The sequence below is a fragment of the Parasynechococcus marenigrum WH 8102 genome (assembly GCF_000195975.1).
In the GTDB taxonomy this organism is placed as follows: domain Bacteria; phylum Cyanobacteriota; class Cyanobacteriia; order PCC-6307; family Cyanobiaceae; genus Parasynechococcus; species Parasynechococcus marisnigri.
On sequence record NC_005070.1, the window covers coordinates 1,325,370 to 1,344,778 of the forward strand.

At 55.9% G+C, this 19,409-nt stretch carries 25 protein-coding genes; 11 read left to right on the forward strand and 14 right to left on the reverse strand.

What is annotated here, in order from left to right:
* Positions 1-2: 2 nt before the first annotated feature.
* A complete protein-coding gene (locus TX72_RS06700; RefSeq protein ID WP_042503533.1) occupies positions 3-224 on the reverse strand; it encodes a high light inducible protein in 222 nt (73 codons plus the stop codon).
* Positions 221-616: a hypothetical protein gene (locus TX72_RS06705; RefSeq protein WP_225867678.1), complete on the reverse strand. Its 396-nt coding sequence runs from the start codon at positions 614-616 to the stop codon at positions 221-223. Before TX72_RS06705 ends, TX72_RS06700 begins: the two co-directional genes overlap by 4 nt.
* A 295-nt stretch (positions 617-911) precedes the next feature.
* Here TX72_RS06705 and TX72_RS06710 point away from each other — a divergent pair, with 295 nt between their 5' ends.
* On the forward strand, positions 912-1,097 hold the full coding sequence (locus TX72_RS06710) for a DUF8647 family protein (protein ID WP_042503535.1): 186 nt from the start codon (positions 912-914) through the stop codon (positions 1,095-1,097).
* Positions 1,098-1,101: 4 nt separating this feature from the next.
* Here TX72_RS06710 and TX72_RS06715 read toward each other — a convergent pair whose 3' ends face one another.
* On the reverse strand, positions 1,102-1,296 hold the full coding sequence (locus TX72_RS06715) for a hypothetical protein (protein ID WP_042503537.1): 195 nt from the start codon (positions 1,294-1,296) through the stop codon (positions 1,102-1,104).
* Positions 1,297-1,334: 38 nt separating this feature from the next.
* On the opposite strand from TX72_RS06715, the gene TX72_RS06720 reads away from it, so the two are divergent.
* The 3 genes from TX72_RS06720 to TX72_RS06730 are packed head-to-tail and all read left to right on the forward strand — an operon-like array spanning position 1,335 to position 3,035.
* Entirely contained in the window at positions 1,335-1,829 is a 495-nt protein-coding gene (locus tag TX72_RS06720; RefSeq protein WP_042503539.1) for a hypothetical protein, read from the forward strand.
* Positions 1,826-2,257 carry an NUDIX hydrolase gene (locus tag TX72_RS06725; RefSeq protein ID WP_011128198.1) on the forward strand — a complete coding sequence of 144 codons (432 nt, stop codon included), beginning with the start codon at positions 1,826-1,828 and terminating at the stop codon, positions 2,255-2,257. Before TX72_RS06720 ends, TX72_RS06725 begins: the two co-directional genes overlap by 4 nt.
* Positions 2,247-3,035 (forward strand): ABC transporter ATP-binding protein, encoded by a 789-nt coding sequence (locus TX72_RS06730; RefSeq protein ID WP_011128199.1) that lies wholly within the window; start codon positions 2,247-2,249, stop codon positions 3,033-3,035. The genes TX72_RS06725 and TX72_RS06730 overlap by 11 nt, the downstream gene beginning before the upstream one ends.
* Here TX72_RS06730 and TX72_RS06735 read toward each other — a convergent pair.
* Both TX72_RS06735 and TX72_RS06740 read right to left on the reverse strand, forming a co-directional pair.
* Complete coding sequence (locus TX72_RS06735) at positions 3,017-3,721, reverse strand: SDR family oxidoreductase (RefSeq protein ID WP_011128200.1); 705 nt, start codon at positions 3,719-3,721, stop codon at positions 3,017-3,019. The genes TX72_RS06730 and TX72_RS06735 overlap by 19 nt on opposite strands.
* 10 nt (positions 3,722-3,731) lie before the next feature.
* Positions 3,732-4,580, reverse strand: coding sequence for a metal ABC transporter permease (locus tag TX72_RS06740; RefSeq protein WP_042504311.1), 849 nt, complete (start codon positions 4,578-4,580; stop codon positions 3,732-3,734).
* 96 nt (positions 4,581-4,676) lie between these two features.
* Here TX72_RS06740 and TX72_RS06745 point away from each other — a divergent pair, with 96 nt between their 5' ends.
* Positions 4,677-6,008 carry a lysophospholipid acyltransferase family protein gene (locus tag TX72_RS06745; protein WP_011128202.1) on the forward strand — a complete coding sequence of 444 codons (1,332 nt, stop codon included), beginning with the start codon at positions 4,677-4,679 and terminating at the stop codon, positions 6,006-6,008.
* A 121-nt stretch (positions 6,009-6,129) separates the two neighbouring features.
* Positions 6,130-6,375 (forward strand): hypothetical protein, encoded by a 246-nt coding sequence (locus TX72_RS06750; RefSeq protein ID WP_042503541.1) that lies wholly within the window; start codon positions 6,130-6,132, stop codon positions 6,373-6,375.
* Here TX72_RS06750 and TX72_RS06755 read toward each other — a convergent pair.
* A complete protein-coding gene (locus tag TX72_RS06755) occupies positions 6,372-7,127 on the reverse strand; it encodes a metal ABC transporter ATP-binding protein (protein WP_011128204.1) in 756 nt (251 codons plus the stop codon). The two genes, TX72_RS06750 and TX72_RS06755, sit on opposite strands and share 4 nt — an antisense overlap.
* A complete protein-coding gene (locus TX72_RS06760) occupies positions 7,127-8,062 on the reverse strand; it encodes a metal ABC transporter substrate-binding protein (protein ID WP_011128205.1) in 936 nt (311 codons plus the stop codon). Before TX72_RS06760 ends, TX72_RS06755 begins: the two co-directional genes overlap by 1 nt.
* A 65-nt stretch (positions 8,063-8,127) precedes the next feature.
* Between TX72_RS06760 and nth the strand changes: the two genes are divergently transcribed.
* Entirely contained in the window at positions 8,128-8,781 is a 654-nt protein-coding gene (nth, locus tag TX72_RS06765) for an endonuclease III (protein WP_011128206.1), read from the forward strand.
* Positions 8,782-8,784: 3 nt separating this feature from the next.
* Here nth and TX72_RS06770 read toward each other — a convergent pair whose 3' ends face one another.
* Positions 8,785-9,066 carry a 2Fe-2S iron-sulfur cluster-binding protein gene (locus TX72_RS06770; protein WP_011128207.1) on the reverse strand — a complete coding sequence of 94 codons (282 nt, stop codon included), beginning with the start codon at positions 9,064-9,066 and terminating at the stop codon, positions 8,785-8,787.
* Between the two features lie 81 nt (positions 9,067-9,147).
* Positions 9,148-9,759: a nucleoside kinase gene (locus TX72_RS06775; RefSeq protein WP_011128208.1), complete on the reverse strand. Its 612-nt coding sequence runs from the start codon at positions 9,757-9,759 to the stop codon at positions 9,148-9,150.
* A gap of 180 nt (positions 9,760-9,939) precedes the next feature.
* Between TX72_RS06775 and TX72_RS14855 the strand changes: the two genes are divergently transcribed.
* The 3 genes from TX72_RS14855 (at position 9,940) to TX72_RS14165 (ending at position 13,037) form a co-directional block, all read left to right on the forward strand.
* Positions 9,940-10,068 carry a hypothetical protein gene (locus tag TX72_RS14855; RefSeq protein ID WP_263969697.1) on the forward strand — a complete coding sequence of 43 codons (129 nt, stop codon included), beginning with the start codon at positions 9,940-9,942 and terminating at the stop codon, positions 10,066-10,068.
* Complete coding sequence (locus TX72_RS06780; protein ID WP_011128209.1) at positions 10,049-12,469, forward strand: DUF3987 domain-containing protein; 2,421 nt, start codon at positions 10,049-10,051, stop codon at positions 12,467-12,469. The genes TX72_RS14855 and TX72_RS06780 overlap by 20 nt, the downstream gene beginning before the upstream one ends.
* A gap of 400 nt (positions 12,470-12,869) precedes the next feature.
* A complete protein-coding gene (locus TX72_RS14165; protein ID WP_158305733.1) occupies positions 12,870-13,037 on the forward strand; it encodes a hypothetical protein in 168 nt (55 codons plus the stop codon).
* Positions 13,038-13,104: 67 nt separating this feature from the next.
* Here TX72_RS14165 and TX72_RS06790 read toward each other — a convergent pair whose 3' ends face one another.
* Both TX72_RS06790 and TX72_RS14170 read right to left on the reverse strand, forming a co-directional pair.
* On the reverse strand, positions 13,105-13,665 hold the full coding sequence (locus TX72_RS06790; RefSeq protein WP_011128210.1) for a tyrosine-type recombinase/integrase: 561 nt from the start codon (positions 13,663-13,665) through the stop codon (positions 13,105-13,107).
* An 844-nt stretch (positions 13,666-14,509) separates the two neighbouring features.
* On the reverse strand, positions 14,510-14,686 hold the full coding sequence (locus tag TX72_RS14170; RefSeq protein WP_158305734.1) for a hypothetical protein: 177 nt from the start codon (positions 14,684-14,686) through the stop codon (positions 14,510-14,512).
* A 323-nt stretch (positions 14,687-15,009) separates the two neighbouring features.
* On the opposite strand from TX72_RS14170, the gene TX72_RS13605 reads away from it, so the two are divergent.
* On the forward strand, positions 15,010-15,201 hold the full coding sequence (locus TX72_RS13605) for a hypothetical protein (RefSeq protein ID WP_158305735.1): 192 nt from the start codon (positions 15,010-15,012) through the stop codon (positions 15,199-15,201).
* 433 nt (positions 15,202-15,634) lie between these two features.
* Here TX72_RS13605 and TX72_RS06800 read toward each other — a convergent pair whose 3' ends face one another.
* From TX72_RS06800 to TX72_RS06810, 3 genes are read right to left on the reverse strand one after another with little or no spacing between them, the layout of a single operon-like run.
* Positions 15,635-16,189, reverse strand: coding sequence for a GIY-YIG nuclease family protein (locus tag TX72_RS06800; RefSeq protein WP_148228791.1), 555 nt, complete (start codon positions 16,187-16,189; stop codon positions 15,635-15,637).
* 52 nt (positions 16,190-16,241) lie between these two features.
* Positions 16,242-17,228 (reverse strand): competence protein CoiA family protein, encoded by a 987-nt coding sequence (locus TX72_RS06805; protein WP_042503548.1) that lies wholly within the window; start codon positions 17,226-17,228, stop codon positions 16,242-16,244.
* Positions 17,228-19,231 carry a recombinase family protein gene (locus tag TX72_RS06810; protein ID WP_011128215.1) on the reverse strand — a complete coding sequence of 668 codons (2,004 nt, stop codon included), beginning with the start codon at positions 19,229-19,231 and terminating at the stop codon, positions 17,228-17,230. The genes TX72_RS06805 and TX72_RS06810 overlap by 1 nt, the downstream gene beginning before the upstream one ends.
* Between the last annotated feature and the right edge of the window lie 178 nt (positions 19,232-19,409).

The window sequence follows — 19,409 nt, forward strand, 5'->3', positions numbered from 1 at the left end:
GCTCAACCCAGTTCGAGATACCAACGCACCACGCCCGTCAGTTGACCGACGATGCCCTGGCCTGTGAACAGTTCCCCGAGGACCGCGGCCGAAAAACCCACCATCGCGGCACGACCATTGAGGCGCTCGACGAAGGTCAGCGCCGACTTGTTCCAAGGGCGTGCTGTGGTGAGGGACTCACCGAAACGCTCCGGTTGCTCGTACTGGAAAGCCGGTCGTGTCATCGCAGCGAACACATCCAGCGGACCTTAACGGCCGTATCCGGTCGACTGGGGTATGAAGACCAAGTTCCATCCGACGAGCGTCGTTCCAGACGACCGTCTGAACACAGCGCACGCATCGGAACAACCTTGCTCGTCCATCCGTCTCGACCGGTTGTCTTCAGCAGCAGACCGGCCTCGAGCTCCATGGTGTCCCCCACAGCGCGAGGCGTTCGGATGTACTCAGCAGCTTCAACACGGGCATTGCGGATGGAATCCATGAACTGCCACTCCGGCTCGGGCAGATACTGCACCCGCAGCTGTTGCCACGTCTGAGGCTCAGGCTTCGGGCGCCAGTCCGCCTGGGCGAGCGCTCCAGGCGCAACAGCCAGAACACCCAGGACGGCGACGGACAAGCGATGAAACAACGGCACGCAATCAACGACGAAGCCATTGATTCAATCAACAAAAAACCCCTGCAGGGAGCAGGAAATGACATTGGAACAGATTGATTCAGAACACCCGCAGGGTTACCTATTCGGGGGGCGATCTGCCCATGTTCTAAAGGGTAGAAACCACAGGTTGGATTATTCACTCCGAATGAATTAATACCAGGAACTTTACGAAGCGTTGAAACGAAAACATGAACAAATGGTTATGGCATCAGGCAGATTGGACGTGTCATGTTGAGAAAGTCACACCTCAGAAATCATGTCAACAACCACTGAGAGACGGACTCCCTACACCGTTCGCCACAAGAACTCAAACGGAGAGAAGCTCGAGTCGTGCTTTTACGCCAGCGATGCCTATGAAGCCCGGCTGCTGGCCATGGAATTCAACGCATACATCAAACAGCACCCCAATTGCATCGACTCCATCCTTCAGACCAAAGCCTGATGCCTCAGGGCTCAGGCTGTTGAGATGCAGCCCGACGGCGTTCCACCTGAACAAACACCAACCAAGCCAGGCTGGCCAGTCCTCCCCCCACCCAATCGTTGCGCAAGAGTTCAACGATCGCCACTGTGCTGGCGCCGATCCTCAGACCCCGCAGCAGAAGACCCATCAACGCAGGTTTCCGAGGCTGATCGCGCTGCATCGGCTGGACCCGAAAGGATGGCGTCAAGAAAGCTTCCCATGACCTCTGATCTCCCACAGGACGCCGCAGTTGTCCTGGAGCTGGAACGCCAAGCCCGGCTGCGGGGTACGGGGCTGACACCGCAAACCCTGGCTGGGCGCTGGTGGCTGAACACCACTTGGTCGCGTCGAGCCCAGGAAGCACCGATAGCGTCGACGCTGCTGCTGCGCACTCTGAAGGCCTGCTTGGAGCTGGAGCCGAACGAAACAAACCTGCGGATCGCCAACCAGGTGAACCTGGGTCCCCTGCTGCTTCGCTTCGAGGGGAGCGCCTGTCTGCTGGGTCGCCGGCCCCTGTTGCAGTTCAGCTTCTCGACCGTTCGCGTGATGCTCGGTTCCTACCGTTTGCTCGAGCGCACCCTGGCTGAGCCCAAACCCCAACGGATGCCCTTCTTTGCCCTTATCGCCGTCGGCGATGACGCCAACTGGCTCTGTGCCCGCGGACGGGGCGGTGGCCTGGCGCTATGGGTGAAGGCCCCTGCCATCCAGCGATGACGATCAGCGTCGCCCTGGCCATGCTCCATCGGGATGGACGCTGGCTGTTGCAGCTGCGCGATGACATCGACTCAATCATTTATCCGGGCCACTGGGGTCTGTTCGGTGGCCATGTCGAGCCAGGAGAGTCTCCGGCTGACGCTGTTCAGCGCGAACTGGAGGAGGAAATCAGCTGGGTCCCCTCAGCTCCACTGCAGCTCTGGTTCAGCGATGCCAGTGGCACCCGCATCGCCCATGTGTTCCGCGGTCCGCTGACGGTGCCCCTGGAACAGCTGAAGCTCAGGGAAGGGCAGGACCTCAAACTCGCCAGCCTGGAGGAGCTCTGCAGCGAGACGATCTGGAGTGATCACTGCCAGGAGCAACGTCCGATCGCCCCAGGCTTATCCATTGTCATGCGCCGTCTGCTGGCGGAGATGGATGACGCCTGAAGCCTGGTTCGACATTGACGACGGCGAAGCCTGGCTGGGGGGGACACCGGTCCTGCAGTCCCTGTCACTGCAGCTGCGACTGGGGGAATCCACCACGGTGCTGGGACCCAACGGGGCCGGTAAGAGCAGCCTGGTGAAGCTGATTGATCGCAGCCTGCATCCGATCGTCAAGCCGACGGCCCACCTGAAACTGTTCGGGTCATCAACGGCGAATCTCTGGGGGTTGAGGCGACGGTTGGGGGTGGTGACCAGTGAGCTGGAACAACGCATTCCCGCTGGCTGTCCTGCCCGGGAGGTGGTGCAGAGCGGCCTGTTCGGCTCCATGAGCCTCGGACGAGACCAGGTGCCAAGTACCGCTCAACGGGACCTCAGCGACAGCCTCATCAAACAACTGGATCTGCAGTCGATCGCCGAACAACGGTTCGGGATGTTGTCGGATGGTCAGAAACGACGGCTGTTGATCGCACGGGCTCTGGTGCACGATCCGGAGGTTCTGGTGCTCGATGAGCCGAGTCGCGCCCTGGATCTGAAGGCCTGCCACCAGCTGCTCAGCACCCTGCGGCAGCTCTGCCGCCAGGGCACCACTGTGGTGCAGGTGACCCATCGCATCGACACGATTATTCCTGAGATGCAGCGGGTGCTGTTTCTATCTGGGGGCCAGATCGTGGGAGACGGCGCGCCCGACGAGATGCTTCAGGACACACCCCTGAGCACGCTGTTCGACACACCGCTGCGGGTGGTGCACGCCAATGGCTTCCGTCAGGTGCTGCCGGCCTGAACAGGAGAGGCCTCGAGCCACTGCTGCAGGCTGCGCAACGGCTGATCGGGCGAACTGGTGATTTCAATGATGCGCCCACTGGCGGCCGGACTCTCCAGAGCATCGAGGCAGACCCGGGCCACCAGCCGCCGGGGAATGCTGCTGTTCTGCTGCTGATCCGCTCCCGTGAACACAACCCCTTCCGCCTCAGCGCGACCATCGTCCTCACTGAGGCCACCAGGACGGATAACGGTCCAATCCAGGCCACTTCGCTCCAGCCAGCGCTCACCCAGTCGTTTCCACACCAGGATCAAACCGAACAAATTCAGCGGGTGCAGCCAGCGACCCGCGCAGAGGGAACTCACCAGCACCACCCGTTGGAGGCCGACGGCCCGGCAGGCCTGCACCTGAGACTGCACGCCAGCAGCGTCCACTTGCAGTGGACCAGCGAGATTGATCGAGGGCCTGGCTCCCGTGGCAATCACCAGTGCCGTGCATCCCTTCAGGGCATGCAGCAGCGCCTCACCAGAGTTGAGATCGAGTCGTTGCACGTCGAGACGTTGATCACGCTCAGCCGCTGCCAGTGCCGGAGGCAACGTGGACTCCGGCCGCATGATGGCCCGGACGGACATGCCCCGCTGCAGGGCTTCCTCCACCACCCGCCATCCGGTTTTGCCGGAGGCACCGGACACCGCCACTCGCTGCATCAGCCTTTTGTCAGAGGTCACCAGTCAACTGCCCCTGGGACCGCCTCAACACGCCATGGCGCGGTGCAAACAGGAAGGCCAGCAGAAACTGCGCTGTTTGAACCAAGACGATGCAACCGGCGGTGGAGCTGTCGGTCCAGTAGCTGACGAACACACCGAAGACACTCGACAGAACGCTGCTGATCACCGCCAGAACCGTCATGCGATCAAAGCGATCGGTGAGCAGATAGGCCGTGGCGCCAGGTGTCACCAGCATCGCCACCACCAGAATGATGCCCACCGTCTGCAGGCCAACCACCGCCGCCAGGGAGAGCAGGCCAAGCAACATGTAATGCAGAACACCCGTGTTGATCCCGATCGAGCGGGCGTGGGTGGGGTCGAAGCAGAACAGCATCAGATCCCGCCGGAACAGCAACAGCAGCAGCAGCACAAGCGCTGAAATCAGCAGCGTCTGCTGAATGTCTCCGGCTGTGATGCCGAGGACGTTGCCGAACAGAATGTGGGTGAGGTCAATGTTGCTGCGGGTCTTGGACACCAGCACCAGACCGAGAGCAAAAAACCCCGTGAACACCAGACCGATCACGGTGTCTTCCTTGACCCGGGACTTCTGCTTCACAAAGCCGATCGCCGCCACCGAACCCACCCCGAACACAAACGCCCCAAGCGAAAAGGGCAGACCCAGGGCGTAGGCCACCACCACTCCGGGCAACACCGCATGGGACACAGCATCCCCCATCAGCGCCCAACCCTTCAGGGTCATGTAGCAGGACAGCAATCCGCAGACGCCCCCCACCAGAGCACTGACCAACAGCGCTCTCACCATGAAGGCATGACTGAGGGGCTCCAACAGCCAATCCATGCAGGGCAAGACAGGGTGGTGTTCATCCTCAACCATGAAAGCGACGGTTGAGCCTTCGCGGAGAGCGATCAGGATGGGGGCCCAGGCTTCGGCCCGATGCCCCGCGCCTCCACCCTGATCGCCAGGCCGGCCTTGCGCCGGTTGCCGACACGGCCGAGCCGGCTTGTGCAGGGGCTAATTCGACGGGTGCTTCCCCGGCTGTTCCGGCTGCAGGGCCTTGAATTGCGCAGCGGCAACGCCGCCCAGGGTCTGGCGGAGGCGTTCGCTGCTCAACAGGCGGGAGAGAGCACGCTTCTGATCGCGTTCCGCCATCCCAGCACCCGGGATCCGTTGGTGCTGGCGGATCTGTTCTGGAATCGCATTCCCGCTGAGGCGCCCGCCTTGCTCCAGCCCCTGCCACGGCCGGTGGAGCTGCGCTTCCTCTACGACCGCGGCATACCGATCTGGGCCGGCCCAGTGATCGGATGGCTGTTGCAGCGCTGCGGCGGCATCGCCATTCACCGCGGCCGACTCGACCGTCCAGCCCTTGCCCAGGCCCGTGCCGCGTTGGTGCAGGGCCGCCATGCCCTGGTGGTCGCACCGGAAGGCGCCACCAACAATCTCTCCGGAGAAATGGCGCCGTTGGAGCCGGGTGTGGCGCAGCTGGCCTTCTGGGCCGCCGATGATCTCGCCAAAACCAACGACAGTCGGGAGCTGCAGTTGCTGCCGCTTGGCATCCGCTACAGCTGGCGCCAGCAGCGCTGGGACGCTCTCGATCAACGACTCAATGATCTGGAGACCCATCTCGGCATTGAGCCTTTGGAGGAGCCAGCTGAGGATCCGATCAGCCCGCGCCGAGACCGATTGCTGCGCATCGGTGCCCACCTGATGACGGCCCTTGAGCAACTGGAGCGCCTTAATCCCCCGGAGGGTCAAAGCCTGACGGAACGAATCGAGGCGTACCGGCTGCATGGTCTGGCCACAGCGGAGGCGCACTTTCAGCTGAAGGCCGGCGGCACCCTGCAGGAGCGCTGCCGACGCATCGAACAGGCGGCGTGGGATCGCATTTACCGGGAAGGACTGGACCAGCTGCCGCCCCTCGAACGGGGCCTGGCGGACTGGGAAGCCCAGGAAGCCGATCTGCAGCTCAGCCGCATGCGGCTGGTGGAGCACTTCACCAGCGTCAGTGGTCATTACGTCAGTGATGCACCGGACTTCGACCGTTTGGCGGAGATGCTGCTGCTGGTGGAGGAGGCAATCGGTTGGATCGAATCCAAACCCTGGCCAGCACGGCCTTCTCTGGGACCGCAACGGGTGGAGCTGAGCCTCGGTGATCCCCTGCCAGTGCACACCCGTCTCCAGGATTACCGGCACAACAGACGTCGTGCCGTCCAGCACCTCACCCAGGCATTGGAAGACGAGCTCAGCTCACTGATCTCTCCAGCCTGAATCCATTGGCCAGGGCAGGGCTTTCGTGATCAGGTTTCTGGTCTGCCTGTCAGCAGGAGCGAATGAAACGGTTCATTTGGCCACACTTTCGCGAGGATCAAATGTCAATTTGATCGTTCCCATGTCGCGTGCCACCCGTCTGATCAACCGTCTGGACAAGGTGCTGGCCCGGCATGACAGCTTCGGCGACGATCCGGCGGCCTTCGTGGACAGCGTGTTCGCCGAAATCGAAGAGCAGCTGGAACTGGTGAAGGCCAAGTCGAAGCCCGAACACTGGGCTGAGATCTATGTGGAGCGGGATCGCGCCCGGATCAAGGAGCAGGTGCTCAACCGCGTGATGGCGCGCGGCGCCGAGTCGATCGATTAATGGGAATCGTCGCTGGAGCTGTTGCCGGTCAACAGATCCGGCGGCAACCCGCCGAACGTCATGGCGAGATTCTCTGGGGTGAACACCTCGGAGGTTTCGCCGTAGGCCAGAACGGTTTTGTTGATCAACACCACGAGATCGCAGAACTCGCGCACATGACTCAGGTCATGGGTAGAGATCAGGATCGTGCGGCCGTCCTCACGGAACTGAATGAACAGCTCCGCCATCAACTTTTCAGTGCGCACGTCAACGCCGTTGAAGGGTTCATCCAGCAGGAGCACATCGGCACGCTGCGCGATCGCCCGAGCCAGAAAAGTGCGTTTGCGCTGTCCACCGGAGAGGGCTCCGATCGGCCTTGAGCGAAGGTCAAACAGATCCACCCGCTTCAGGGCATCGCGCACAGCCACCCGATCGGAACTGCGGGGAATGCGCAGCAGATTCATGGCGCCGTAGCGCCCCATCATCACCACATCCCAGACGGAGACAGGGAACTGACTGTCGATCCCCTCGCTCTGGGGCACATAGGCCACCGACTGCTGCCGCTGGGCCTCAGCGACTGGGGCACCATTGATACGGATGCGCCCACGGGATGGACGGACAAAGCCGGTGAGAGCTTTGAACAAGGTGGACTTGCCGGCACCGTTCATCCCCACCAGGCCGCAGATGCAACCAGCGGGCAGGTGCAGGCTGGCGTCATACAGCGCCACGGTGCCGTTGTAGTCAACGCAGAGCTGATCTGCCTCGATCCGCATCAGCGCTGCACCTCCAGAAGTCCTGTCCCGATCAGGTCCACATTGTGACGCTGGAGCTCCAGCAAGGAGGCGGCCGGTCCATCCGCCTCCGAGAGGGAATCAACGTAAAAGCTGCCCCCGAAGCGGGCCCCAGCGGCAGCGGCCACCTCGCGCTGCGCCTTGTCGGAGACCGTGCTTTCGCAATAAATCGTGGGAATGTCACGCTCCCGAACGGTCGCGATCAGGCGGGCCATCCGTTTCGGCGTGACCTGACTCTCCGCATTCACCGGCCAGAGGTAGGCCTCCTCGAAGCCATAGTCCTGCGCCAGGTAGGAGAAGGCCCCTTCACAGGTCACCAACAGCCGACGCTCTGGCGGAATGGTTTGAAGGGCGTCGCGCAGATCACGGTCCAACTGCTGAAGCTCAGCCTTGTAGACGGCGGCATTGGCCGCGAACTGTTCAGCGCCAGCTGGATCGAGGTCTGAAAAAGCATCCACCAACCGATCCACGTAGTGCATCGTCCGCTGCGGCGACATCCAGGCGTGGGGATTGGGCTTACCGGCGTAGGCATCCTCTGTGATCAACAGAGGTTGCATCCCTTCCGCAAGGGTGAGGGTCGGCACGTCACCAGCGGCGGCCGTGAATCGACGGAACCAGAGCTCCAGGCCGAGGCCGTTTTCAACAATCAGATCAGCGGAGCTGGCCCGTTCAATGTCACTGGGGGTGGGCTGATAGCCGTGGATTTCAGCTCCAGGCTTGACGATGGATCGCACCTGCAGGCGATCCCCGGCCACATTGCGTGCCAGATCGGCCAGCACGGTGAAGCTGGTGAGAACCGTTGGTCTGGCATCAAAGGTTTGCTGCTCTGGATCGCGACTGCTGCAGCCGGCCAATGCGACCAAGGCCAGCAGCAACAGGCTGAACCAATGCCGAACCGCCCCTTTCAACGACGCCATAGCTGCAGGGACGTCAACGCCTGTGCACTGCAGGCATCATTGCCTGTGGAGAGCCGGTGACGTCGATGCGCAAGAAGGAACGGGCGCAGGTAGTGCTGGAACGGCTGAACGATCAGTATCCAGAGACGCCGGTCCCTCTGGATCACAGCGATTCATTCACGCTGCTGATCGCAGTGCTGCTCAGCGCCCAGTGCACGGATAAAAAAGTGAACGAGGTGACCCCGGCTCTGTTTGCGGCTGGGCCTGAGCCTGCGGCCATGGCACAATTGGAGGAACAGGAGATCCTGGAGCACATCCGTCAGCTGGGGCTGGCGAAGACCAAAGCCAAAAATGTCCGACGGCTCGCGCAGTTGCTGCTGGAGCGTCACGACGGCGAGGTCCCCCAGAGTTTCGAGGCGCTGGAGGCACTGCCGGGCGTCGGCCACAAAACCGCCAGTGTGGTGATGTCCCAGGCCTTTGGCGTACCGGCCTTTCCGGTGGACACCCATATTCATCGCCTGGCCCAGCGCTGGGGACTGAGCAACGGCGACAACGTGCAGCGAACGGAGCGAGACCTCAAGGATCTGTTCCCGCGGGAGGCCTGGAATCGACTGCACCTGCAGATCATTTTCTACGGGCGGGAGTTCTGCACCGCCCGTGGTTGCGACGGTCGGATATGCCCGATGTGCCGGGAGTTGTATCCAAACCGCCGCAAACCGGTGATCACACGCAAAGCGTGATCGTCAGAGGTCGTCCTCGGCGTTGGCCTTAATGCTGCAGTCGCTGGTGGGATAGCTGACGCAGAGCAGGGCAAATCCCTGGCCGATCTGATCGTCGTCCAGGAAGCTCTGGTCGGTCTGGTCAACAGAACCACTCAGGACCTTGCCGGCACAGGTGGAGCAGGCTCCAGCTCGGCAGGAGTAGGGCAGATCCACACCGGCTTCTTCAGCGGCGTCGAGGATGTACACGTCATCGGCGCACTCAAAGGTGGAACCACCTTCGATGCTGATCTTGTAGGAGGCCATTCGGAGAAAACGGACTGCCCTTTTGTTAGCCGCAGCGGTCACAACGTGCCGTGCCAATCAAGACAACGTCTGGGTCCCAACTCAGACGTCGTCTGAAGCAACAGATCCCAACAGAGCCAGAACCTGGTCAAGCCCCTTGGACTGATCGCGGATCACAACACTGGCGTTCTGTTTGAGGGGTTCGATGAAATGCCGTTCCCCAGGCAGCATCTCTCGAAACATCTGACGGATCACATAGCGGGGGGAACGATGGCGATCGCGGACGTCCCGCCGCAAACGACGCCACAGTCGCCGGGGCACGGACTCCTCCAGGTAAATCACCAAAAAGAAAGGGAAATCGCTCACCAGGTGCTGAGGTCCGTAGGCACCTTCCAGAAGGATCACGTCGTAGGGAGTTGTGATCGACCGACGCTGAACGCGGCGGGTGCGCATGTCGTACGTGCGCAAGGTCTGGGCCTGCCCCTGACGTGCCGCTGAAAGATCAACGCGCAGGGCCTGATCATCGATGGCATCGGCGGTGTCGAAGCCGAACAGCGGATGGGGACTCCAATCCTGGCGGTAGTAGTCGTCGCAGGCGATCTGCAGAGGCTGACGACCGCGGGCCTGCAGGGCTTGCGAAAGGGACGCCGCAAAGGTGGTTTTGCCGGCCGCGGAAGGCCCACAGATGCAAAGAACAGGCCATAGCGGGGTCATGCTCTCGTACCAATACTTGCAAATACAGTAGGTAGGCCCCAAACCGCTTGCGTTGCAATGGGTCTGACGGGGTGACAGGGTTGGCGTGTTCTACAAAACGAACGCGTAAAATTGGATAAAGCTGAGTTCAACAGACGCGACATAGAAGGTGCACGGCACACCGATGCAATGCACATTCGTATGCCTCGACGACTGGTGGTGTTCATCAAGACGCTGGCGTTGGTTGAAGGGTCTGATGCTTCCAAGATCGCCCGTCGCTTTCTGACCATCTCAGCCGTTCAGGAGGGTTATGACCCTGATGGCGTCTGAAACAAAAACTGTTCGGCGGCCACCTACTCCTGAACCGATGATCATTGTCGGTTGTCAGCGTGAGAAGACTCCGGAGGGTCGGCGCAAGCTGAACATTTCCCGCTCCAGCAGCATGGGAAATCCCTTTGTGCTGAAGGAGCACGGGGGTGATTGTGAGACTGCTGAAGAGGCCACCAACAAATACATCCAGTGGCTCTGGCCACGGCTGCGTGACACTAACTCCAAGGAATATGCCTGGTTTGAAAGCGCATCAGACCTGATGCACTCGGGCCAGAAACTAATCCTGGGTTGTTGTGGTCATGATCATTGTCATGGTCTCTGGATCGCCCACCTCCTCAACACTGGTGATTGGCGTCGTTGGGACACCCTGAATGTTCATGAGTGGTGCGACAACGTAACCAGACTGCTGGCCAAAAACTATGGAAAGTTCAAGGCTTTTGAGGAGGATGGATCGGCGTACACCGAATGGGAAGTTCTCCTAGGCCAGGTGGAGTTTCTTGATTGGGACGACAGGGCCCCAGGCAAGAAGCGACTGTATGCACTGTTATTTATCTTGCTACGTGCTCACGGTCCAGGTGGAGCACGTGAACTCATAACTGGCAACGCAGAAGCTCTCCTCAAAACCGTTGCGGTCATTAAAGAGATGGGTGAATTCCCCAAGACTGAGCAACAGAAACAGCAGTCCGCGATGGACGAGCTGATTCAGGAGGGTTCCAGCAAAGCCGAAATCATGAGAACGGCGGCGCTCAATGGTGTCAGCAACACCTATTCCCTGGAGCGTTATGCCGAAGCGGCACAGGCTGAGAAGGAAACAGAGGAGGACATTCTTGAAGCCATCGACAAGCTCATGGATGCCGGCGAGGTGCCGGACATCAGGCTTGAGGATTACGTTCCAGCCAAATGGATTCCTGGCTTCAGGGTCCTGAGGGATGGCCTGAAGTTTCAGGATGACGTCTTGGTGGCGGTGATCGTCTGTTGCGTTGGAGCAATGCTCCCGCCGACGGCCCGCATCCAGGCCAAATCCATGGAGGAGAAGATCATCCTATGGATGTTCCTGATCGGCACCAGTGGCGTCGCTAAATCAGTCTTGATCAAGCTGCTGTGTCTGACGCCGTTGAACTTCGGCGTCGTGCCGGCCGTGAAAGTAGTTAACGGCAAGGAGAACGACGACTTCCGCAAGCAGAAGGCTGAGTACCACAAGGAAAAATCCAAGTGGGACAAGCTGAAACCAGAGGAGAAGGATGGAAAGGTTCCACCATCGCCGCCAGAGCCAACTCGGAAGAAGAACGTTATTTACACCTCGCCAACTACCCAGGGCATCAGAGCTGATCTTGCTGAGTTCGGTCCAATCATTCCAAGCCTGCTCGCCAAGGATGAGTTGTCGAGCTGGTTTAAGGAGATGGGCAGCACGGCACGACAGACGGACATGGAGTTCTATCTGTCGGCCTATGACGGCAGCTATTCCAATGAGGTTTTTGCTGACGCCCGTCTAAGCCGGGAGGTCACAGAAGCAGCACTATCAGTGTTGGGCGGAACCCAACCGAAGGTGTTCCTTCAGTATCTGGAAGCCGGTAATGCCAACGGGTTTAATGCCCGGCCATTGTTCTTCCAAGTCCCCCGGCTTGCCCGGACGCTGCTGGACAAACTAAACGCTGATCATGATCTGACGCTCTACCTCGGTGATCTGTACGAGGCGGCGTTCAGATTGGGACCGATTGATCCCTTGCTGGCTTACTCAGAGGGGTTTTCCCATGGTGAGTGCCCGCCCGTTCCAGACATGGATCGGAAGCCGAAATTCTGGTTATCAGAATCGGCCACCGAGAAATTCGTAGAGGTGTTCAACCACCTGGAGGAGAAGTCGATCTCTGCTGGTAGCGATGAGATCGAAGCATTGTGGGCTAAAGCGCCAGGACAGGTGCTGCGGGTTGCAGCGGCTATCCAGTTCATGCGGACCTACACCGGAATGGAGCCGCAATCAGATGATTGGCAGCCCCCCGATGAATTGGTGCCACACGGCTTTTGGCGCAATCTTCGCCAACGGTTCAACTATGACGAGACCCAGGTAGAGGATCATGTCAGGAAGTTCTTCCCCCGCGTAAGCACCGAGACGATCATCTTGGCGACGAGATTAGTCATCGCCGGTAAAACCCAGGGCGTTGATCTGGTTGAACGTGGCAAGAACCCAATCCAGGAGATGTTGAGGGTGTTCCTGGCTTACACCAAAAAGCACACCCCAAAATCCTCCAGCAAGGGGGTCAAGCTCAGCACTATCAGAAAAAACGCCTGGAACGGTAAGGCCAGACCATCCGCTCCAGACATCAAACAGATGGCACAGCTGGCCAAGAGTCAGGGTCTGGTTGTTCTGGTTGAGGGCGGAACAGCGGTGAGGTCAGTCAGATGACGTACCAACACGCAGTCCACTCCAGGTCCACTCCTTGTCCCCCTTCTTTTCCACCCCTACTTCTTAGTAGTAGTAGGGGTTTTGAAGACTGGGGGTGGATTGGAGCGGTGTCTGTTGGATCAGCAGGGATTGCCCCCTGGAACGTGAACAGCAGAACAACGGTGAGCCGGCCGCAGAATCTTTTACCCCTACGGGATGTCCACCTCTGCAACCCAAACCCGTTGCCCCAACTTGGATCCCTTGGTGGGAAACGACGGGGACAAGCGGTGGATTGGCGGTGGAACGTAAAAAATTCGTGTTCTGATCGCTGCGATTCACCGGAGGAAAAACTCTGATGGGCCTTTCAAGGGAGCTTGAGGCACTCAGACGCAGAGCAAACCGGGCAGCGTTAGCCACTCGGATGCCTGATATTGAGATTTTGGTCTATCACGAAGGTGATGAGATTCCCGAAGCAGCCTCTGATTGGGCAATCAGGGTGATGATTGAAAAGAAGCGCGATTATTATGAACAAGGAGACCCTTCTCTCCATCCTGATGATGTCGCGGCCATTCAGGGAGAAGACCCCTAGAAACCCCACTAGGGGTTTTCTTTTGGGCCTTTAATGTAGGTCTTGGCCAAATGGCCAGAACCGCCATTCACGCGCCAGCCATCACACAGTCATTCTTCGCTGATTCAGACACGTCCAAATAATTGGACAGCATCGTCAGACTCGAATGGCCGCTGATTGATTGGATGTTGCGTAATGGGATCCCGTTCTGACTGGCAGCGGTCAAGAATGACCGTCGAAATGTATGGGTTGAGATTCCCTGCATCCCGATTTCACCAGCAGCCTTCCTCAACGCGTGATCGAAACCACGACGCGTCAGATGCTCGCCAGGATTCCTCCCTGGGAAGACCCAGTTATCTGGGCCGTTTAATGGAGCCACAACCTGCCGCCAGCTCGAAAGCTGATCGGCAAGATCTGGATGGATTGGAACGGTTCTTGTTCTCTTCTTCCCTTTGGTCGTTGGAGCGGCAAAGATAATTTCGGTCTTGCCGACGTACTGCCACTTGAGCTGTAGACCTTCGGACACCCGAGCAGCGGTGCGTCTCAGCAAGGTGGCTAAGACACGATGATTTTCGGGCAGAACCGACAGCAACAGATCAAGCTCGGCAGTGGACAAGACCTCAGCTTTGCCGAAGCGATTGATCTTCATAGATCTATTCAGTTACCGAGGTTCAGAGGCCAGGCAGAGACTGCCATGTCCTCAAATGAAAGGTAGAGGACTAGATGGCTACTTGAACAGCCATTACGTCAGATTCACGCACAGCATTATTTATCTAATTCGCAATCAAGATGATTCTTTTTGTCTTCAGCAATGCTGCTGTTTCGTGATGCTTGGTATCAGGATTACTGTTATCAGTAAGTCGAATAGCAGGGGGTGTGGTTGCAGTTTTTGCTTATACAATCGTAGAGCGGGGGACTTACTTAATGACGATAGTAGAATGAGTAGCTAACCGTGTCAAGCAATTCTTTTGTAGAACAAATCCATGTGCATTTGATGTTGGAACGTATTACTATTGATGAAACACCACAATCCTTATGGATAGTGATTGGGATCTAAGCATCGACGAATGGCGGTTGATGTCGCGGTGCACCAAGTGTGCACGCCAGCTTTATCCCTACAATCAACGCCAACAAGATTCCTGGGCAGAATCTGCATACAGGAAGTGCATCAACGGTCAATCCTCACCGGAGAACCTTAGAGACCGGCAGTCTCCAAGACTGTTGGAAATGCTTGCTAAGCGTCCACCCAAACTTCTTTACTACTGATGCCTACTTTCGATCACACGGCTGATTTCGCCACCTGGTGGAGCCAGACATTCCCTGGAACGCAATGTCCACCACTGCCAAAGAAAAAGGGTGACTTGGGTCTGACTGCAGAGATTGCTTTGCAGTCTGACAATCCTGCACTTTTTCAGAACCTCTTCTCCAATGGGGGGCTGGGGTCAGGTTCTATGCCTGCCGATACTGTTGCCCGTAGGAATAGCGGACAACTCCTACCGCAGGACATCCCTCATCTCCGTGCTGCCGGTCTGGAGTGGGAAGCTCAGCAGGTGCAGCAACTGGACCAACGTCAGCAGGATCAGCGGGCTGCTGATGACCTCCTTGCGCTCCAGAAGCGGAATCGTCAGAACGATCTGGCTGTGCAGGCTCGTGCCTCTGAAACGAGTCACGATCGGTGGGCGCGGATGCTGAGCAAACCACCATCACCACAAGCGATTGCAGCAGCCAGGTCCGCCTGGGGCATCACAGGTGAATGACGTTTGCGATGGGCAAGAGACGTCGTGAAGACCAGGAACTGCCCCCCGTAGTCAAAAAGGCGTTAGTCCTTCGAGCATCGGGGGCTAGTTGGGTTGATTGTGCTGCTGCTGTTGGAACGTCAGCCACCAACCTCCGTGAATGGAGAAAGCATCCAGATGCAGATGGATTCCTTCAGGAGGCCATCAAATCCAATCTGGAACAAGCTCATACTCTGCTGGCGGATGCTGCACCACGATTGGCGATGCGGCTCGTTGAACTGGGTTTAGATCCCAAGGTGAAGGCTTACGCCCAGATCAGTGCCATCAGCGAAGCGTTCAAGGTGCTGCAACAGGGTGTGATCGACAAAGAGAACCAAGATCAGATCCGTACCATCAAAGAAACACTCGAGCAGTTGGAGGGTGGAACGCCCAACGTGATCGATGTGTGACAAAGCACACAGTTTGTGTTGTTGAGTTCCGCACATTGATCGGGTCTGACGCACTAATCACCGGAGAACTCGTCAAAATCTCAAAACTTGGTCCTATGTATTTTGAACCGGCATCTTGAAGAACAGATCGAGATCTATCGATCGATGCTCTATCGAGAGGAATTTCTACCTCCAGATCCTCATGCTTGTGAGCATTGTGGGCCTATTTTACGTAAAATAGAAATACTGCAGAAGGAACTTGCAAATTACGAAAACCAAGCCGCTGCCTGATTTTTCGTGTAAAGGTTGGGCGTGGTCGACAAGTAACACCAGGATCAGATCCATGCCATCAGATCAACCCTGGAACAAATCGAGGGTGGAACGCCCAACGTGATTGATGTCTGAACGTCGCCCTATTTCACTTGATGAGGCTAAATATCGCGATCTTTGTATTTTAGGAGAAATCGGTAGTTTTTCCTCTTTCACTAACTCCCGGGCCATAGGCTTTTTCAAGAATTTCGCCTACTTTCTGCTTGGCCGAATCAGGATCAAGTCCAAATAGTTCACGTTTAGGCGAAAGGCGATACCTTTTGAGTTTATGGTGTACAAGGTCTTCTGCTCCCTTCATATCTAACATTGGCCAGACATCGATAATTTCAATAGAGTCCGGTGGACCAATATTGCCAGCTATTTCATCAATTCTTCTGTCAGGGTCGTCAGAATAACCAATTTTGACGCAGTCATTAAAGCCTTTTCTCTCGAGAGTCTCTTCCCAGATACTTTTTAGGTATGGAGCCCAGGCTATGTACACAAATCCCCTTTTAGAGTCTATTGCTTTTCTCCTAGCCTCCTCTGGTGAATTTGCCGAATCCCCATAGTAGGACTGTGCAGTTGCCGCAAAATTTATGAACTTAAATAACTTTACTATGGAGGCATATGTTTCGAGATAGTATAGATAGTAGGGACCCTTTTTTGGACCCTCACCAGTCCAATCAATGTAATTAGCCATTCCATTAATCAATAATTTTTTTTCCAAGCCTAGTAATTGATTTGAGTATTTTTTATTGAATCGTATCTCGGAGAAATCTAGCCACGACCTGAGCAGTTTTCACCGTCGTAAAATGCTCTGCTGGAGATTGTTTGACGTCATTCAGGTAATCAACAAAGAAATCCAAACCCATTCCATATTTTTTTTCTTCGAACACACCAAGTCCCTGATCTCTCCAAACCTGTGACAACTTAGTGCTTAGATTTAATTCCATTGCGGCAGCCATCGCTGCGCCGACAAGAGGTTCGGCTCCTTTTTGTAGTAGATGGGTCATAGCTTCAGCTGCAAATATTTCGTCGCCGTCTCTAAAAGTAAATTTGAGGGAGGATATTTCTTCAACATAATCTGTTTTGAGTCCGTTGTCACTAAAATTAGTCCCTTCATACTTAATGTTTTTACTGATATCTTTTTTGTATTTCTCAGGTCCAAATTTACTGAAAGTACTTTTATTTAAATCAAGCCAATACTGAGCAGCTTCCCCAAGATCTCTAGCGCCTTTATTTTTCTTATTCTTTTTAAGGAGAAATGAGGTGATCGCGCTACCAATATCCCTGAGATGCTTGATCTTTTCGGGATACATGGAATCGTCGACTTTCTGCAATCCGATAATCGGAGTAGAAGGGTCCTTTGAATCAGCATCCCAATTCACATAGAATAAATTGCTTTTTTTAATCGTATCAAGCAGTGAAATGAATAAATAATCCTCGAATCTCTGTTGAAAATAGCCAACTCTATATTTTGACTGTTTTGCCCTCAGCTTTCGAACTCTATCTGGATTGTAGTCCCTCACTCTTTTTGAGCACCCATCGTTGTTTTCTCGAAATTTCGCGTGTGCAAAATGTGGGGTTCTTATTTCTCCTCTTTTTAGAAATACGTTCGCCCTGCACTCGGAGCAGACAATTAGGTTCTTGCCGATTAACCACCCATCATCACCATCCATCTTGAGGAATTCCTCAACGCTCATTGTTTCGAGCTTTACTAGGGAAAACGCGTAATCCATCAGTTCATTCTCCTACGACGAGCGGGGCGACCGCGCTTGCGTTGTTCACGTGATGTCCAGGGACCAACCAAGTCAGTGCCATATGTCTCTGGTTGGTTGAGCAGACCGATATGCCCCTCAAATGTTGACGAAGGGTCATCGCCGCCTGCCGCTACTACTTTTTGCCAATAGTCATGCTCTTCTGGCGTCCTGATTCCAATCAAATCAACTATGGGCCAACCCTTATCAATTTTCTCTTCCCACCCCTTTTGAAGTCTTTCTGGATCAATAGTATTGTCTTGAAACTGGTAGATGCTATGGACCTTTGCTTTAAGAGCATCTGACATCTTGTCAAACGATGAATGATTTTTCATCGTCTCCAGCAAGCAGTTGACCATAACCAGCCTTCCTTGATCGAAGACTGGTTCACCGATGTTGACAAAAGCCTTCATTTCATCGGCTGGAAATACCTCATCATCCAATTCAGCAATCGCATGCCCATCCTCAAGACAGAGCACAAGCTTTTGTTCTCTTAGCCAAGTGTTGAACGAAACCCTTTGTTCAAGGCTGTTGTCCTCACCGCTGATAAACCCATCGATCTGACGCTTTAGAGCTCTTTCCGCTTCACGTCCTGTTTGCTGGTGCGTCAACTTATTAACTTCAGCTCTTACGTCATCGACTGCAGCTTGAGCCACGTTCTGATCAGCAAGCAGTTTGTCCAACTGACGACTGAACTGAGGCAGTACACGCAATAGCTCTGGACTATCGCTGGTAGTGAGCTTCGTAATGTTGCTATTGACTTTGGCTACGTCCTCCTGGATAGACCTGAGCGTTTTTTCTGCTTCGAGCAGTGATGACCTTGCGGATGTCAAAGCAGCTTCTTGGACCCCTGCATTGAAAAATTCTTCCCAGCGATATTGAGCAAGGTGATTCAGTAAGAAAGCTTCTAGGTACTTGTGGCCACGCTGGGTGCAGATGCTGAAGTCATTTCGGCAACGTAGAAATTTTTGACCATTACCGGCGTTCTTCACCACCATTGGTGAGCCGCAATGACGACAATAAATCGACCCAGCGAAAAGGTTCTGCTGCGTTGGACTGTTGTTGCTGGGACGGGACTGACTACGTGATGACAGCCCCATCTGAGCTGCATCCCATTCCTCTTGTGTGACGACTGGTGGATAGCAAACAACCTTCTCATCAGATGGTTTGTTGTCTTTCCAGAAGACCTTGTAGCCGAGTGCTGCTTCATTACGCAGAACACCCGAAACAGAATTTGGTGTCCACCTCCTGCGGCCATCGCTAACGGCCTTGATTCCTTGGCTGTCGAGATGGTTTGCAATACGTGTGATGCCCAGCTTTGGCGCAAGACTAAAAATGGTTTTGACATGAGTAGCCCAGTCGTTCAGGACGTACTCGCCATCTTTCACATCTAGCCAAAACGGATAGTCAGCTCGACCCCTCTTAGTTCGAGCTTTTGGCTTGTGAGTGCCCTGCTTATGTAAGTCACGTTCCTTGCGTCGAGCAGCAAGCGAACGGTCCTGGCGTTCCAACCATTCGCCTCTAGCACGTTGGATCGCACCAAGAACTACGTAGGCGTCACCGCTGTCTTGCTCAAAACAAGACAGCACCTTGCCGCCTAGTTCACAGAACGCGATAGCACCACCTGCATCCCATAGACGCAGAAGAGTCTTCAGAACGGCTTCTATGGGCTCTCGACTGAACCTAGATACCTTCTCCACCACCAGACACGTTCCACGCGGCAGAACGCCTTTCTCAAGCTCTGAGATGAACCATTCGAACCGGCCGGCTTTGGCGCCGCTAACCGTGACTCTGATTTCTCGATCCAGCGAGTAGTCCGGATGCTCAGACAGCCATGACTCAATGGCACGTTGCTGGCGCTCCTCACCACTGCGATCTTCACCGGATTGCTTGCCGGTACTGACACGCGAATATGAGATGGCCACTTTGTGACCAGCCACATCAGCCTTGGTGCTGGCTTTGGTTTTGCTCTTTTGAGCAACCATTGGAAACGCTTAGACCTGCTGCGCTGCAATGACTCTAGCTACCTATGCAAGTCTAAGTACGTGACCATGCCCCCATGCTGGCAAGGCCAGACAAGAGCACATTCAGCGATTGGTAGCTGCTGATACAGAAATGCCCTATGATCAACTTACGTTGAGCTTCTTCAATGAAGCTGCAGTC